At 51.8% G+C, this 16,808-nt stretch carries 15 protein-coding genes and 1 pseudogene; 9 read left to right on the top strand and 7 right to left on the bottom strand.

Annotation, left to right across the window (positions count from 1 at the left end; genetic code table 11):
- Positions 1–347: 347 nt before the first annotated feature.
- A pseudogene (locus LQV63_RS05015) lies at positions 348–1,826 on the bottom strand (arylsulfatase).
- Between the two features lie 371 nt (positions 1,827–2,197).
- Here LQV63_RS05015 and LQV63_RS05010 point away from each other — a divergent pair.
- From LQV63_RS05010 to LQV63_RS04995, 4 genes are read left to right on the top strand one after another with little or no spacing between them, the layout of a single operon-like run.
- Positions 2,198–2,869: a chromate transporter gene (locus LQV63_RS05010; RefSeq protein ID WP_233695877.1), complete on the top strand. Its 672-nt coding sequence runs from the start codon at positions 2,198–2,200 to the stop codon at positions 2,867–2,869.
- A gap of 45 nt (positions 2,870–2,914) precedes the next feature.
- Positions 2,915–3,451, top strand: a complete 537-nt coding sequence (locus LQV63_RS05005) for a chromate transporter (protein WP_019419382.1) — start codon at positions 2,915–2,917, stop codon at positions 3,449–3,451.
- On the top strand, positions 3,444–4,655 hold the full coding sequence (locus LQV63_RS05000) for an ROK family protein (protein ID WP_233695876.1): 1,212 nt from the start codon (positions 3,444–3,446) through the stop codon (positions 4,653–4,655). The genes LQV63_RS05005 and LQV63_RS05000 overlap by 8 nt, the downstream gene beginning before the upstream one ends.
- A gap of 13 nt (positions 4,656–4,668) precedes the next feature.
- Positions 4,669–5,805, top strand: a complete 1,137-nt coding sequence (locus tag LQV63_RS04995) for a formylglycine-generating enzyme family protein (protein WP_233695875.1) — start codon at positions 4,669–4,671, stop codon at positions 5,803–5,805.
- A gap of 108 nt (positions 5,806–5,913) precedes the next feature.
- Here the strand turns inward: LQV63_RS04995 and def are convergent, their stop codons facing one another.
- The 3 genes from def to mutY all read right to left on the bottom strand — a co-directional run bounded on the left by def (position 5,914) and on the right by mutY (position 10,778).
- A complete protein-coding gene (gene def, locus LQV63_RS04990; protein WP_019419379.1) occupies positions 5,914–6,441 on the bottom strand; it encodes a peptide deformylase in 528 nt (175 codons plus the stop codon).
- 192 nt (positions 6,442–6,633) lie between these two features.
- Entirely contained in the window at positions 6,634–9,411 is a 2,778-nt protein-coding gene (locus LQV63_RS04985; RefSeq protein ID WP_233695874.1) for an endo-beta-N-acetylglucosaminidase, read from the bottom strand.
- Between the two features lie 263 nt (positions 9,412–9,674).
- Positions 9,675–10,778, bottom strand: coding sequence for an A/G-specific adenine glycosylase (gene mutY / locus LQV63_RS04980; protein ID WP_233695873.1), 1,104 nt, complete (start codon positions 10,776–10,778; stop codon positions 9,675–9,677).
- Positions 10,779–11,062: 284 nt separating this feature from the next.
- Here mutY and LQV63_RS04975 point away from each other — a divergent pair, with 284 nt between their 5' ends.
- The 4 genes from LQV63_RS04975 (at position 11,063) to LQV63_RS04960 (ending at position 13,334) form a co-directional block, all read left to right on the top strand.
- Positions 11,063–11,902: a sulfite exporter TauE/SafE family protein gene (locus tag LQV63_RS04975; protein WP_019419376.1), complete on the top strand. Its 840-nt coding sequence runs from the start codon at positions 11,063–11,065 to the stop codon at positions 11,900–11,902.
- On the top strand, positions 11,902–12,288 hold the full coding sequence (locus LQV63_RS04970; protein ID WP_019419375.1) for a DUF1634 domain-containing protein: 387 nt from the start codon (positions 11,902–11,904) through the stop codon (positions 12,286–12,288). Before LQV63_RS04975 ends, LQV63_RS04970 begins: the two co-directional genes overlap by 1 nt.
- A gap of 80 nt (positions 12,289–12,368) precedes the next feature.
- Positions 12,369–12,845, top strand: a complete 477-nt coding sequence (locus LQV63_RS04965; protein ID WP_019419374.1) for an Lrp/AsnC family transcriptional regulator — start codon at positions 12,369–12,371, stop codon at positions 12,843–12,845.
- 138 nt (positions 12,846–12,983) lie between these two features.
- Positions 12,984–13,334, top strand: coding sequence for a c-type cytochrome (locus LQV63_RS04960; RefSeq protein ID WP_233695872.1), 351 nt, complete (start codon positions 12,984–12,986; stop codon positions 13,332–13,334).
- A 111-nt stretch (positions 13,335–13,445) separates the two neighbouring features.
- On the opposite strand, the gene LQV63_RS04955 is transcribed toward LQV63_RS04960, so the two are convergent.
- The 3 genes from LQV63_RS04955 to LQV63_RS04945 all read right to left on the bottom strand — a co-directional run bounded on the left by LQV63_RS04955 (position 13,446) and on the right by LQV63_RS04945 (position 16,440).
- Positions 13,446–13,928: a hypothetical protein gene (locus tag LQV63_RS04955; protein ID WP_019419372.1), complete on the bottom strand. Its 483-nt coding sequence runs from the start codon at positions 13,926–13,928 to the stop codon at positions 13,446–13,448.
- 113 nt (positions 13,929–14,041) lie between these two features.
- A complete protein-coding gene (locus LQV63_RS04950) occupies positions 14,042–15,745 on the bottom strand; it encodes a sensor histidine kinase (RefSeq protein ID WP_233695871.1) in 1,704 nt (567 codons plus the stop codon).
- A complete protein-coding gene (locus tag LQV63_RS04945; RefSeq protein ID WP_233695870.1) occupies positions 15,742–16,440 on the bottom strand; it encodes a response regulator transcription factor in 699 nt (232 codons plus the stop codon). The genes LQV63_RS04950 and LQV63_RS04945 overlap by 4 nt, the downstream gene beginning before the upstream one ends.
- 145 nt (positions 16,441–16,585) lie before the next feature.
- Between LQV63_RS04945 and LQV63_RS04940 the strand changes: the two genes are divergently transcribed.
- Positions 16,586–16,771, top strand: coding sequence for a hypothetical protein (locus LQV63_RS04940; RefSeq protein WP_019419369.1), 186 nt, complete (start codon positions 16,586–16,588; stop codon positions 16,769–16,771).
- The last annotated feature ends 37 nt before the right edge of the window (positions 16,772–16,808 follow it).

Raw genomic sequence — 16,808 nt, 5'->3', positions numbered from 1 at the left:
CGCGGTTGAGCATTGGGTACACTTATGTCTCCTTCATATCACGCGGTTGAGCATTGGGTACACTTATGTCTCCTTCATATCACGCGGTTGAGCATTGAGTACACTTATGTCTCCTTCATACCACGCGGTTGAGCATCGGGATACACTCATGTCTCCTTCATACCACGCGGTTAAGCATTGGGGCACACTCATGTCTCCTTCGTATCACGCGGTTAAGCATTGAGTACGCTCATGAATTTTTACCTGAGCAAAGGGGAGAGTGGCTATAAGCACCAGATGAGAGGAACATCTTCCTCAAAATAAAAAAAAGAGTCACAATTGTGACCCCCAATTACAACCAATATTTTTCACAATATATGAGACAGACAAGCAATCGGGTTACAGCCTACGATGAGCTTCTCTCCATCACTGTAACCTTCTTCCCGCCCTTCCAGCTCGCGGATGAGCACTTGACGCTAATGCAGCACGCGTTCCTGCGCGTCTGCATCGTTAACGGCGTTATGCAATTCGTTCGGATCATGCTCCAAGTTGAAATACTGCTCTTCTCCCGTCTGCGAGAACCAAATGTACTTTTCCTTCCCATTCGTCACCCAGTGGTTCGACGCATTGCCCTGGGCTTGTTCCCCGTGAAGATAATCACGCCACCAATCCGTATTATCTCCACGTGCTACACCGATTACGCTCTTTCCATCTACGCTTGAAGGCACTGCTACACCGGCAGCATCCAGCAGCGTCGGCATAATATCGCGCATTTCCACGACCTCTTCTGCCACAGTACCTCGCTTCAAGCCGAGACAGTTGCCGGGATCGTTGACGATAAACGGAACCCTCGTACTGCCCTCATATGGCAGCGACTTGCGGAACAGATTATGATCTCCCAACAGTTCACCGTGATCCGACGTGAACACAATGATCGTTTCGTTTAGTTCCCCGTATTCGTTCAACACCTGGAGGAACCGGCCGATTTGGTGATCTAAATGAGTAATTAACGCATAATAGGCAGCCATGGCATATTTCAAACGCCGCTTCGGCACATTGCCTCGGAATGTGACCGGATTGAGACCTTCCTGTGCCAGGTCTTCTTCATCCGCCCAATCCCCGACTGGGGGATCCGGAATTTCGATATCTTTATATAAATCCAAGTAAGCTTGCGGCGGATCGAACGGCGGATGAGGCCGCACAAACGACATCCAAAGGAAGAACGGCTTACTCGGGTCGCGTCGGCGCAAAAAATCGATCGACTGTGTCACCACCCAGTTCGTAGGGTGAAGCATCTCCGGCAAATGCCAAGGACGCGCAACCGTCGATGCATTGCAGTCCAGGCCAAGATCGGTCAAGTCGGCTCCCGGCACACGCTCTCTTAACCATACTAAATAATCGTCCACCTGGTCGAAATGCTCGTGTGCGGGCACGTTATGGCGAAAACGATTATGGTGCAAGTAGCCATCGTGCATGACGACATTATGGAACCCAAGCAGATTGCGCGCAGGATACACATGCATCTTGCCCACGCACTGCGTATGATAGCCTGCCTTCGCCAGTTCACCCGGCAACGTCGTGTCATAGTTCCACGGAACACAGTCCCGGTAACCGACACGCCCATGAGAACGCTGCGATTGTCCAGTAAAGATGGCTGCGCGCGCTGGAACGCATGTCGGTGTCGCCGAATAAGCGCGGTCAAAGCGGACGCCCGTGCGTGCAAGCTCGTCCAGATTCGGTGTTTCTACAATCGGATGTCCTGCAATGCTTAAGCAATCGAATCGCATCTGATCAACCGTGATGAGCAGTACGTTCGGGCGTTTGGAAGTGGTTTTCGTGTGCGTCATCGTCAGTCTCCTTAATTTGTATTGACTTATTATCGCAACATTTCCCTTCTCTCCTGCAACTTAATACTAATATGAATAAAAGTGTGCTGCAACTATCAATTTAACAGTTCGCCTCCCATCCAAACCATAAATGTACATGATATATCGGCCAAGTCACAACAAACTTCCTACTCGGGTTATGGCAAGCTTCCAATATTGATTTCCCAATTCCTTCAATATGAGTGAAGGATAAAATAACAAACTGTGCACTTTCAACAAGTATCAAGCTTCCATTTTCATGAAGATAGGCACTTCTTTATTCCAAAATGAAATAAAGTAAGTTATACTTAGTGTTGCAAGGATTCCATTTTCCATGAAGGGATGATTACCGAATGAACCGACACGCACCAAACACGCTACACGTGCCGAAGCGTACCCTTCTGCTCCAATTGTTTGCCATCTTCTTAAAAATCGGACCAACCACCTTCGGGGGAGGTTATGCAATATTACCTGCGATCGACCGCGAGCTGACTGAAAAACGCAAATGGCTTGACGCTGATGAAGTGAGTGAGATTACCGCATTATCTGGAGCTGCTCCCGGCGGAATCGGAGTCAACGTCGCTGCGCTCGTCGGCTTCCGTATAGCAGGCATTCCCGGATTAATCGCTGCAGTAACTGGCATTGCGCTGCCCACGATCGCAATCATGCTATTGTTATGTGCCGGTGCAACTGGCTTCCGGAATAATTCTTATGTTCAAGCCGCGCTCACCGGTATTAAACCAACTGTAATCGCCTTAATCGTCTATGCGGCGGTTCGACTCGGCCGACAATCGCTCCATAACGTCTTTGCGTGGGTCGTCACGTTAACTTCGACGGCGCTGCTCCTGTGGACACCCATTCATCCAATTCTCGTGCTCGCTATCGGCTCCGCGGCCGGACTCGCAATGGAATGGTTTCAACACGGCAATCATAAGCATGACCGCCGAGGCAAGATCTCCAAGCCTTCGGATTCAAATGTAAAGCTAGGAACTCATCAACACCAATCAAAGCAAGCGCAGGGATAAAATCAGCAAGATACTCCCGTATTCACGCAGAAAGAAGGATGCAGCATGTTATGGGACTTATTTTGGACATTTTTCAAACTGGGATTTGTCTCATTCGGCGGCGGCTATGCAATGCTGCCCGTCATCGAGCATGAGGCGCTGTCACATCAATGGTTAACTGGTCAACAGTATACGGAGGCTGTTGCGCTTGCAGGCATGGCTCCAGGTCCGATTGCGATGAACAGCGCCGTCTATGTCGGCTACATGGCCGCGGGCTGGGCCGGAAGCTTAATTACGGCTCTCGGGATTATATTGCCTTCCGCTATCATCATGTTCTTGGTTGCCACTATTTTCTACCGCGTGTATGATAATCATTGGGTGCAGTCTGCACTCGACGGCATGAAGCCGGCAGTCATCGCCTTAATCGCTTATGCGGCGGTCAACATGACGATGCACTCCGACTTTGCATCCGGATGGAACTGGGGATTGCTTCTTCCTGTCATTATCTTTGTCTGTGCCATGTTGGCGCTTATGAAGCTCCGTATGCATCCGATTGTCGTCATCCTATTATCAGGAATAGCGGGGATTATCGTATATGGATAAAACTTTGGAACAACGCATAACTTCCTTGAAGGGCAAGGAAGTGTTTCAACAAATACGCCGCACCAATGAAATTTCAAAGCATGATCTGCTTCAAGACAGCGGACTCACGGTCAGCACGCTTACTCGTGTGCTGGAAGAGCTGGTTGCGCTTGGCTTCATTACAGAGAGCGGATTAGGCGTCTCGACTGGCGGACGCCGTCCGATATTATATCGCGTGCGTCCGGAATACGGGTATGCCTTCGGCTTAGACATTTCGCGTACATCTTCCCGGCTTATTATGCTGGATATGGCAGGGATGAAGCTGGAGTCGATCGTATGGACGATGAATCAAAATATGACACCAGATACTTTGATGGCGCGCGTAACGGAACAAATACGAATTTGGTTAGACATGCATCAATTGAAAGCAAATGAAGTACTTGGTTTGGGAATAGGCGCTGTCGGACCTTTGAACCGGTTTGACGGCGTCGTTTTGCATCCGAGTTATTTCCAAGCGCCAGGCTGGGAGAACGTGCCCATTGTCTCCAAGCTGGAAGAAAGCCTAAAGTTTCCGGTCATGCTTGATAATGGTGCGAATACAGCCATACGGGCAGAGGCCTGGGCGAACCGTTCCTTGAATGTGCAGCATATGCTTTACGTCCATGTAGGCATCGGGCTTCGCTCCGCTATGATGTCTGAAGGCAAGCTAATATACGGTGCGGTTGATATGGAAGGCGCCTTAGGCGCGATGATTATTCAAGCAGATGGTGTTCCACATCGTTCGGCCGGCGGCAATTTTGGCTGTTTAGACTCTTATGCCACCGTCTATGCCCTGGAACGGGAAGCGAACGCGGGGCTCCGCATGGGACGTCGCAGCTTGCTGGAACAAATGGCGGAACGTTCCGAGACCGTTACGTTCTCGCACATTATGGAGGCTTTACAGCGGCGCGATCCGTTCGTGACGGAGCTGGTAACCCAAGCGGCCACCTATTTCGGCATCGGTCTCGCGAATTTGTTGAATGTCCTCCATCCCGAGAAGGTCGTACTGGGCGGTCCGCTCATGAGCTCCAACGATCTGTTTTTCTACACCGCTACCCAGACGGCCATTCGTAAGACATATCATTATCCGCAATATCAGGTCGTTTTCAGCAAGGGAAGCTACGGAGAGGAAGCGCTGGCCATCGGGGCCGGCCTAATGATATTGGATCGCATCACAGCAGTATAAGGAGGCCATGATGATGGATAACGAGATAGATAACGACGATATGAAACGTTCCGCCACAGCGGAGGAACCGAAGGCATGCTGCGCAGCACAACGCAATGCGGCTTTCTCTGCGGAACCGCAAGCGGCCGAAGCAAAGCAAACGGCAGTCGTCGATTGCTCTGGATTACATGCTTCCTATCAATCAAATTCCGATGCCGACAGTCCGCATTCGAGCGCAGTGGCCGAAGCTGCCCGAAACCTGCTCGCTGATGCGGGTCTGCTGCCATCCGAAGATTCGATCGTTCGGCCTCCTGCAACCGAGCATTTCGTCCGCCTGCAGGGCGGAGCGTTCTGGATGGGGACGGAGGATGCAGAGGCATTCCCGGCAGACGGAGAAGGGCCTATGCGGCAAGTGACCGTTGATGCATTCGCAATCTCACCATACGCCGTCACCAATGAAGACTTCGCCCGCTTCGTCGCGGCGACGGGCTACGTCACTGAGGCGGAACGGTTCGACTGGTCATATGTGTTCCACCTGCTCGCCTCGGAGAACGTGACAGCGGCCGCCATCGGAAGTCCTGTATCCACCCCATGGTGGCTGGCCGTCCAAGGCGCATTCTGGCTTCAGCCAGAAGGGCCGGACAGTTCGATTGCTGTACGTATGAATCACCCAGTCGTGCACATATCTTGGAACGATGCCCTCGCTTATTGCGACTGGGCCGGGCTCCGGCTCCCGACCGAAAGCGAGTGGGAATTCGCAGCCAGGGGCGGACTAGAGCGCAAGCGTTATCCTTGGGGCGACTTGTTAAAACCGGATGAAGAGCACCGCTGCAACATTTGGCAGGGCAAATTCCCGGTTAAAAACAACGCCAGCGATGGCTATATCGGTACGGCTCCGGTCAATACGTATCAATCGAACGGTTACGGCCTGTATAACGTGTCAGGAAATGTATGGGAGTGGTGCGCCGATTGGTTTACTGCCAATCCTGCGGAACGCGGTCCGGCTGTCAACCCACGCGGTCCCCAAGCCGGTGCTGAACGCACCATGAAGGGCGGCTCCTATCTGTGCCACAAATCATATTGCAACCGTTACCGCGTGGGTGCACGGAGCAAAAACACCCCTGATAGCTCTACCGGAAATATAGGCTTTCGGTGTGTAAAAGACGTGTAAGTGTGTATGAGTTTTGGAGTATGGGAGTTATAGAAAAATGCAAAAAAGTCCTGCTCTCCCCAAGGGAAAGCAGGACTTCTGCAATTATGCGCTATTATTGCGGTATTATTACATACGTTGCACATTTCGATTTGTAATTCGTAATGCGTCGAGCAAGGACACACGCTGATGCGTCGCCTCGTGAATGATGAAATCATCCACTACTCGATCTACAAATAAGACGCCATCCAAATGATCCATTTCGTGTTGGATGCAGCGGGCAAGATACCCTTCCGCTTCCAGCGTGAATGTCTCGCCGCTGCGGTCGAGACTTCGAACTTGAATGTAATCGTATCGCTTTACCCTCCCGTAATATCCCGGGAATGATAAACACGCCTCCATTCCGTCCTGTTCTCCTTCTGCCTGCAGCAGCTCCGGATTCATGAACTCGCGGTATCCGTCGCCGCAGTCCATGACGACCGCCTGACGCAGGATGCCGATTTGCGGCGCTGCTAGTCCGGCCCGGCCTTCTTCCGCATATAACGTCTCCTTCAAATCGTCAAGCAAGGACAGTATTCGTCCGTTCACTTCCGTAACTGGCTTGCACTTTTTTCGTAATATTGGTTCTCCGAAAGGGAGAATGGTACGAACTGCCATCTTCTTCCACTCCTTATGTTGCATTGAAACGATCACGCCGTTCAGATTTGCTCTGATTATAACACAAGATGGAAATTAATATGTGCTTTCTCTGACTCCGCACGTTTCTGCAAAATGAGGAAAGGAGCGGAAAAAGGCAGACCGGAATCTGCTTCCGGCCTGCCTCTTATGTGTACGATCTACATTACAGTCTTACTTCGCTTCTGGCTTGTTCTTCAAGCCGAGCACCTCAAAGCCATAAATGCGGGCCGCCGTATCTCCACCCTGCGTCGGCTTCTCGATGACGAGGCGGGCATAGCGCGCCTCCGTCTTCGCAATCGCGTGCTTGCTTATCCCTTTTTCGTTGTCGGTCACGGTTACGGTATCAGTCCAGTTCTTGCCGTCATCACTAAGTTGAATCTTGAATTCGCGTGTATTGAAGGCCGGCGACTCGCCGCCCGCTTCCGCATGATGAACGACGAACTGGGTGATGTCGTGTGCTTTGCCGAGGTCAACTATCAGCCAATGCTCATCGCTTCCGACAGCGCACCATTTCGTGCTCATTTCACCATCAACAGCATATTGCGGCGCTTCGCTATCGTTCACGAAGCTGGACGCTTCCGTCTTCGAGCCGATCGCTAAATCCTCCGAGCGGAATGCCGCTTCTTTGGATACTGTAATCAGCTTGGACTTCAACATCACATCTTCGCCGACCGCATTTTTCGCTTTCAGTGTAATCTCATACGTGCCTTCCTCCGCATAGCTCACCCTCGGATGGCGTTCCGTGCTGGAAGCAGGCGTACCGCCAGGGAAGCTCCATTCCCATTCCGTTGTGACTTCAGTCGATTTGTCCGTCAATTGCACCGCTTCGCCCGGCGCTACGAACGTCATGTCGGCTTCAAAGTCCGCCGTCGGCGTCGGATATGCCGGCCATTCGAACGATTGCATAGCCGCACGGCCTTCATCATAGTGACGGTTGACCGGCACGACTGCGAGCTGTGTCGCTTGCTCCATGCCGCTGCGCTTCATTTCGGACACATAGTAATGGTGGTTGCCTGTCGCACCGACGAACTCGCGGGAACCGTCCGGCATAACACGGTACACTTGATAGTACATCACATCATCGCCTAACGGGCTCCACGACAGACGCGCATCAGCATAAATGCCGTCACGGAAATCATTCTCTATCATCTTCAGGTCGGACACCTGACCTACTGGCGCCACTTTCTCGTTCAGGTCACGGATGGCAAGCTCACCTAAGTTGACGGAGTACAGGTTATCTCCTGTTTTGCCTTCCACTTGAACGGATACCCCAACAATCTTTTTGCCTGCATACGGGCTTAAGTCGTAGACTGCACGCGTCCAGTCACCTTTTGCGCCGACTGCTTTCGCGGACGCCGGCTTCACGATCTTGTACTCATCAGGCGCCCCCTCTAGAGCTACACCGATATTCATGTCGGCAGACTCGCTCTCATTCGCTTGATAAATGAGCGACATTTGCAACGAAGATGTTGCTGCAATATCGGTCTTGAACAGCTTCACGTTCGACGTCGCTCCTGGCGCGATCGTTCCTTTAAGCTTCAGCGAGCTGCCGCCATAGAACGATTTGTCGAAGTCAAAGCTTGGCGTGAGCTTCTGTCCTTGCTCATCCACCATCCAACGCCAAGTCGGCAGTATATCTTGCAGACTGCGATTGAACCATTCACGGTCGCGTACCGTTTTGCCAAATACGCTGAAATGGTTGCCGTTTCCTGTATTAAAATGGGTAATGAAATCCGCTTTTGTAATAACCGTCTTGTCTACGATATCGTTTGCAATACCGCGCCATGCTTTACCATTTTCCACGGTATCCGCTGGATTCTTGTTCTCCCCTACCCAGAGAATCTGATCCTTCTCCATGAACTCCTCGTTCGTCTTGGACGTATTGAACGCCCAATCTGGACGATAGAGTCCGAGCGATGTTACTGCTTTGCCGCCTTCTGGGAACAGGACAGGGAAATTATATTCGCCTTGATAACCGCCGCCGCCTTCCAAATCCATACCGGCATACAGTTCATACGGATCGCGCTTCAAGCCATCTGCTGCCTGCGGTGAGTTCTGGAACGGTGTGACGTAATCATATTTGCCTTCTTTTTTAAATTGCCAACGGAAGTCGATGAACATGTGATCAGCCACACGCTCTTCCCCATCTTGGAGGAACATGCTGTTCTTGTCCGTAAGCGCGCCTTGCCATTTCACCGGCCCCTCTTTGATCATAGAGTCGTACCAGACGACGTCCATGTTGGACGGCTTGATTTTTTGCATATATTTCAAAAATTTCTGCATGTTCTGTGCGTCTTCCGGCGTTCCGCCCTGTGTCTCTTGGTTGATGAACCAGCCGTCGAAGCCGTAATATTTGGCGACTTCCATCAGCTTATCAGCGACAGGGAATGTGCCGTCTTCCTTCTGCTGCAGCAGATCGCGCATCCATTCGATTTTGCCGCCATGCTCCGTTTGCGGGAGGAATACGGTACCGTATACCGGAACGCCGTTCTTATGGGCTGCATCAATAACATCTGCGCTTGGAGGGACAATCAATCCTTCACCTGCTGAACCGCCCCACATAATGAGTTTATCTACATATTGCCAGTAGCTGAACGCATAGCCGTGGAACTGATCGTTGCCTTGCGACGGCGCGCCGCTCGTATTTTTGTACATGGACGCCAGCGCCATGACCTTCGGCTCCGTCTTTGCATTCGGATTCACCTTATGGCCCTGCACTCGTTCGGTATTCAGCTTCACCGAGCTGCGGTTGAATGCCGCATCCTTGTCGGTCTGTGGCGACCACTCCAGCAAGGTGTCCGGATACCAATGGGACGAATGAGGCTGCGCGGCATGCGCCTGACCGGCAAATCCGGTGAGCGCCCCGGCAAGCATCGCCGTACTGAGCAATACTGCAAATTTGCGTTTCATGTTGCTGCGGGAAAGAACTGTTGGTTTCAAACGTTTCATTATAATCCCCCTCCAAGTTGTCCATTGTGCATGTTTTTCTCATGGAAATGGTCTTTGTCTATTTATCGTCGAGATTGGAAAAAAGCCCAGCCAAAAAGATAACGCTTTCACCAGTCGTCATGTTCATTGTAAACGTTTGCGCAATAAAAAAAAGGGCAATCATCCCTAACAGGACAATCGCCTTTAATTAATCAACCAAATCTTTAATTATTCCCCTGAAAGAAATTCCGTGAAAGAGGTTGTTCATAAAGTCGCTTAATAGGTTACTGAAAGTAATCTTTTAACATACGCAAAAATAAATTTGGAAACGCCAGATGCTCCATCTCTTCCAGCCCCGTCCATTGATAGACAGTCCGTTCCTTGTCCTTCAGTTCCATTAGTTCCCGCAATTCGCAGCGGAAAACACGCATCTGCCAATGAATGTGGCTGAACGTATGCTCCGCGTCCACCCATCTAGCGGTCGGCACCGCGTCAATTCCTTCCGCAAGTAAACCGCCCCGCAGCACATCCATCGCCTCGGCCTCGTTCATCCCGAAGAGTCCGGCCTGCTTCGGAACGAGCAGATGCGGCAGTTCCCACATCTTTGCAAGCAATCCGGTTGCCGGTCGCTGTCGGACCAACACTTTGCCTGCATGTTCGCCCGTGCCTTCGATTAATGCCGCATAACGAAGCTCCGGCTTAGGAGGCTTCGCCTTCGTCTTTACTGGAAGCACGAGCTCTTCACCCGCCAGGCGGCCCGCGCAATGCTCCATGACCGGGCACAGCAGGCAAGCAGGTGATTTCGGCGTGCACACAAGCGCCCCAAGCTCCATCAGCGCTTGGTTGAAATCCGAAGCGCACCCTTCCGGAATCAGCTCTTGGGCCAGATGCTCCATATGCGCGCGCGTAGCCGGCTTCGCAATATCGTCATGCAGGCGGAAATAGCGCGACAGCACCCGCATCACGTTGCCATCTACCGCCGGCTCCGGGCGGTTGAACGCGATGCTCATAATGGCCCCAGACGTATACGGCCCGATCCCCTTCAACGCGGATACCTTCGCCTTGTCGTCAGGAACTTGTCCGCCGTACTGCGTCTTTACTTCCTTGGCCGCCGTCTGCAGATTGCGCGCACGCGAATAGTAGCCGAGCCCTTCCCACGCCTTCAGCACCTCTTCCTCCGGCGCATCAGCAAGCGCCTCAACGGTCGGAAACTTCGAAATGAACCGTTCGAAGTACGGCTTTACCGTCTCGACTCGCGTCTGCTGCAGCATAATTTCGGACACCCACGTATAATACGGATTGCTATGACGCCGCCAAGGCAAGTCTCTACGATTGGCACGATACCATATCAACAGCTCGCGGCTAAAATAACGCTTCTGTACGTCCATGACGGCCTCCCCTACTCCAAATGATGAATAATGATGAATAATGCACATGCTAAACCATTCATGCTATTAACGATATACAACCTTTATGATTAGTTCAATCCTTTCCATTAATGAACAAGCACAAAAAAGTCATTATTTTTTTACAAAAAGAAAGATAAAATCAAATTTGTTATATATAATGAAATAAAGATGTGCCATTTTTTATGAATAACGTAACTAATTAATCTATTTTTATTTCATTTCGTCATGGACACATCAGAGAATAAACATGGAAGGGAGAAACTATGTTGACGCTTTTTGCACTAAAGATCTTACTCATCTCCGTCTTTGCCGGTATCGTCGGCTCCGTGCTCGGTCTGGGTGGCGGCATTATCGTGACGCCGGCGCTTACCTTGTTGTTCGGGGTGGACATCAATCATGCCATTGGAGCCAGCATCATTTCGGTCATCGCTACTTCGAGCGGATCGGCCATCGCCTATATCAAAGACCGCATTACGAATTTGCGTGTCGGCATGTTCTTGGAAATCGCCACTACGGTCGGCGCCATAACGGGAGCCTTTCTCGGCGCCATCATCGCACCCGATTGGTTGTACGTCATTTTCGGATTGCTGCTCCTCTATTCCGCCTTGGCTATGATAAAGAAAGCGAAGAGTGAGCTGCCTGAAAATGTAGAGCCTCATCCGCTGGCGACTAAGCTCAAGCTGCACAGCCATTACTACGACAAGGCGCTGCAGCAAGAGGTTCATTACAATGTCGCGAACCCGTATGGGGGATTCGGCGTCATGTATGGAGCTGGCGTCATCTCAGGCTTGCTTGGCATCGGCAGCGGCAGCTTCAAAGTGATGGCGATGGACATGTTCATGAAGCTCCCGCTTAAAGTATCGAGCGCCACGAGCAACCTGATGATGGGCGTAACGGCAGCGGCGAGCGCTGGCGTATATTTATTCAGGGGAGACATCGATCCCAGAATTGCGGCCCCTGTCGCGCTTGGCGTCCTGACCGGAGCCACGATTGGCGCGCGCATCATGCAGCGGTTAAAGAACAAGACCATTCGCAAATTGTTCATCCCTATACTTGCCTATGTCGCAGTTCAAATGATTGTACAAGGATTGGGTGGTATGTAATGAATGAAGCAATGAATAAAAAGCAGGCGAAAGACGAGAAAATCTATGATGTAGAAGCCGCTGTCAGCACCTTTTTGCGCATCGGCGTCCTCACCAGCGCGGCCGTTATTGTAACGGGCTTGCTGCTGTTTTTGATTACCGGGCAGAGCGGTTATCCGGAACAGACCTATCCTACGACGGTGACAGGAATTGTGACCGGGCTTGTCGAAGGTAAAGCCTATGCCATCATGATGGCCGGATTGTCACTATTGATATTGACCCCGGTCTTCCGCGTCGCGGTCTCGATTTTTGTCTTTCTGAAGGAAAAAGATTATTTGTATGTCATAATTACGTCACTGGTATTCCTCATTCTCATGATAAGCTTTGCGCTTGGCAAAATTGGTTGAATGTCTGGCCATTTTCAAGTCATTAGTGATTGTCCAACCAAGCAGTAAACAAACCCTTTTCCCAACCGGAGGTGCTGCGCATGCACACGCTGTATGACATTCCCGCTTCGTCGCTTGACGAGATTGACAAAACCATTTTATCGCTGCTCCACGAGAACAGCCGCATTTCCTATACCGATTTGGCTAAAGAAGTAAACCTGTCACGGGTCGCCGTTCAAGCCCGGGTGAATGCGCTAATGGAAGAAGGGGTGCTAGAGAAATTCACAATCGTCATCAATCCGGAAAAAATCGGCATCGGCGTATCCGCCTTTTTTAACGTGGAGGTAGAGCCAAAATATTTGATGCAGGCGGCTGATGAGCTGGCTTGCGAGCCTTGCGTGACCAGCCTTTATCATATGACTGGTCCGAGCAAGCTGCATATGCACGGTTTATTTGCCACGAACCGCGAGATGGAGCAATTTCTGAAAGAGAAAATGTACGTCTTGCCGGGCATTATGAGCGTAGAAACTCAAATTCTAATCAAACGCTATAAGAGCCGCATGGGCATGAAGCTGTAACCCTTATGAGATGTGAACGTTCTAGCAACAATGCGCATTACGCCTTGCTTTGGATTGGAAGAACTTCCTATACTATATTGTATACAAGATCATAGACAATGCCCGTTGGGGCACTGGATACAAAGGGGCGGATATGTGATGCTTCGACGAAGCACATCTTCACGTTATACGCTGAGCATAATCGTATTGCTTGCTGCAGGCCTTATGCTTGCCGGGTGTGGGGGCGGAGGAAGTTCAAGCTCCAAGGCGCTCGAAGGGCCGGAAGACGCCGTCGCCATCTACAAGCAGCGCTGCATGCAATGCCACGGCGATGAGATGCAAGGGCTGATGGGCGCGCCTTCGAATCTGCAGAAGGTAGGCGAACGGTTGAGCAAGGAAGATATCGTGAATACGATCAAAAATGGCGGCGAACGCATGCCGGCGCTCGGCAAGAGCCTTGACGAAGCCGACATCGAAAAAGTTGCCGAATGGCTGGCAAGCAAGAAATAAATGCATCCGTCCGTTATATGGCGATAGGCCGACACCTCGTTCTTAGGTGCGGCCTATTATTGTATTTATAGAGGTTGTTCAAAAGTCCCCTTTGCGAACACGCGCTTATAGCTATTTCTTATTCTCTTGAATGAACCGAATTACTTCCCGGTGATCGGAACTGTAAAAGAACGGATGCTTAACTAGAACTTCAAGTTCATCCGAGCTATTTCCATTCAACACCATGAAGCAAGGGAGCTGCAGCACGTCAAGTGATGGATTCCACTCCTTGAGCTCATTAGCTGTGCATTGATAAGAGATGTCCACGTTCCCCGCGGCAAACATCTCATCGAGCAGTTCCTCATGCTGAATCTCGTCCTCATCATCGGCCTGTTCGCAAATAACGAGAATGCCATAGCTATGCTGCTGTGGGTCAGACGATTGCTCGGCCTGCTTGGCACCAAAATATTTAACAACGGCAAACACAATACCGGCGACAATGACACCGGAGACCGCCTTCTTCCCATTTCCTTGAATGAGCAGCAGCAGCGAAAGCGCCAGCACCGCCCATACGACGATGTACATTTTGCTCCGCATCCATCGCGAACCGTTCATTTTGCAACACTCCCCCGCTTGTCCGGTTTTCTCCTGCTTCCCATTGTACCAAAAACCAGCCTCATCGAGAAAACCAGAATCTCGACACGGCTCGTATCGGCTGCCTCACACTTTTATTCCTCGCTCACCGCATCCGAAACCGGCAGCGTGAACGTAACGAGCACTCCGCCATCCACATTGCGGATAGCATATACGCTGCCGTGCTTCTCCAGCAAATGCTTCACGATCGAAAGCCCGATGCCGTTGCCGCCTGAGGCTCGATTGCCCGAGGACTCGGCTCGGTAGAACGCATCCCATATGTGCGGCAGATGCTCCTCTGACACCGGTTCGCCCTCGTTATACACTTCAACCTGCACGCAATCACCAGCGTTGTCTTGCGGCCATCGCACGCGCACTTCCACGCGGCCGCCCGATGGCGTGTGGCGGAGCGCATTCGTCAGCACATTCGTCAAAATTTGCTGCAAGCGCTGCTCATCCGAATGCACGAATACCTCTTCCTCCGGCACATTCCAATACATCGTCACGCGGCAATCCCCGGTTAATGCCTCCAGCGTCTGCAGAACGATCCGCAATGTCATCCGGAGCGACACTTCGCTCCACTGCAAGTGGAACTTCCCGCTCTCGAGCTGCGACAGGTCGAGCAAATCATGGACGAGCCGCGACATGCGCTCTGACTCGCTCACGATGACCGAAGCATATTTGTCCCGCTTCGCCCCATGCCCCACGTTATCGCGCAAAGCTTCCGCATAACCCTGAATCAGGCTGACCGGCGTCTTCAATTCGTGCGATACGCTGGCGACAAAGCGCTTGCGCAGCCGCTCCAGCTGCTTCTCCTTCTCAATATCCCGCTGCAGCTGCTCGTTCGCCGAGCGCAGCTCCTGCATCGTGCCGTTCAATTCGGTCGCGAGGAAGTCGAACGTATGCGCCAGCTCCCCGATTTCATCGTCGCGCTTGATGTCCGTCCGCGCGGAGAAGTCCAGGCGCGCCAAGCGCTTTGCCATCTCGTTCAGCTTCACGAGCGGCTGCGAAATCATGCGCGTGAACAAAAACGCGAATCCGAGCAGCAGCGCAATCGCTGCAATGTAGAAGTAGCGATAGAAGCCACCCAATAGCGAGGAGGCATCCGAGACCGGCTGCAGCGTGGATACCGTAATCATGTAGCGTTCGGCATCATTCTCTTCTGGAAGGGGAGCTATGGCCGCCCATATCCGCTCGTTCTTCTCGTCCAGCGCCCCTTGCTTGAACAGTTCGACGGCAAGACCGTCTTCAAGCGACAGCTTCAGCATGTCGGTCAGTTTCTCTTCCAGCACGAAGTTCAGCCGCATCGCATCTGGACTGAACCAGGATGCCGGCGTTGTTGGAATGAGCTCCTCTTCTTTGTATGGTGTGACAGGAGCGATAGGAGTAATCTTCGTTGGAATACCTGGGATGACAGGAGCCTCCGGCGAAGTATGAAAAATATAAATGTTCGGATCGTCCTGCTTGCGCAGACGGACCGCCTGCTGTGGACGTTCACCCAAAAATACTCGAACGTCCTTTCCCCGCTTCTCCACCACCCCCGTCAAGGAGTAGTGAGCCACGTCAAAGGAAGCGGCGCGTGCCATCCATTTGTTATCGATATGCTGTCCATGGAGCTCGTCGTATAAGGCTCGAAATTCACTCTTCAGTTGGTTGGATCGCATCGTCAACGAGTACGGCTGGAAGAAAATAAGCTGCAGCACCATGAACAGTGCGGTGAACAATAAAAATCCGATCGCTGTCGTCCAGTACATTTTGACGGCAAGCCGCGGCTTGCCCGCAAATAATGACTTTTTCATCGGTATTTGTACCCGTTCCCCCTTACGGTTACGATGTGCTCCGCGTGCTCGCCCAGCTTGCGGCGCAGCCGCTTAATGTGCGTGTCCACGGTGCGGACATCCCCGAAATGATCCATCCCCCATACCTTGTCCAAAATGCTATCGCGTGTAAGCGCTTGATTCGGATGCTGCGACAAGCAGCGCAGCAGCTCGAATTCTTTCGTCGTCAACGGCAGCACGGATCCGTTCACCCGCACTTCATAAGCCGCCTCGTCGATAACAAATCCCGTCTCCTCCGCACCGCTAGCCGGTTCCGCATGACTCCAGCGCTGCAGCAGCACTCGTATCTTCGCCGCCAGCACCTTCGGGCTGAACGGCTTCGTAACATAATCGTCGGCCCCGCTCCCATAACCGGTCAGCTTGTCTCCCTCTTCCGCTTTGGCGGTCAGCATGACGATGACCGCATTCGAAAAGGAACGGATGTCTTCACACACCTCGAATCCGTTCTTCCCCGGCATCATCACATCCAAGACGACCAGGTCCACTGCCCGCTGGCGCAGGAGACAGACGGCTTCCGCTCCATCTGCCGCTTGCATCACTTCATATCCTTCATCTTCCAAATAGTCTGCTATCAATTCACGTATTAGCTGCTCGTCATCCACGACGAGAATCGTATGCTCCATATGTTCGCCAGCAAACTCCTTTCCGTCCGTCATCAGGATTTTTCATATCCTGCACGCCTTCTAAGCTAGGCCATATTTTTCGGCCGCTGCATGCCGATGTGACACGCAGTTGTCACTTAAGGAAGTTATGCTGTTGTCTGCAAGCGAATGAATTACCACCCATTATGGAGGATGCATTATGAGATTGCAACACAAGCTGCGCCGCGATTCCGTCATCGCGCTCGCCTTTCTCGCCCCCAGTTTATTCGGCTTTATGCTGTTTTATATTATCCCCCTTTGCAATGAGAATGGTGTACTCCGTGCAGGATGGTTCGCAGGAAAGGTATTTCGTCAGATGGGACAATTACGCGGAGCTGCTGCGTAGAAGGAAGCTTGGGATTTCCTGAAGCTCCTGTTGCCCG

The sequence above is a fragment of the Paenibacillus profundus genome (assembly GCF_021369635.1).
GTDB classification, from domain to species: Bacteria; Bacillota; Bacilli; order Paenibacillales; family Paenibacillaceae; genus Paenibacillus_B; species Paenibacillus_B profundus.
This window is presented reverse-complemented; position numbering and strand designations above follow the sequence as displayed.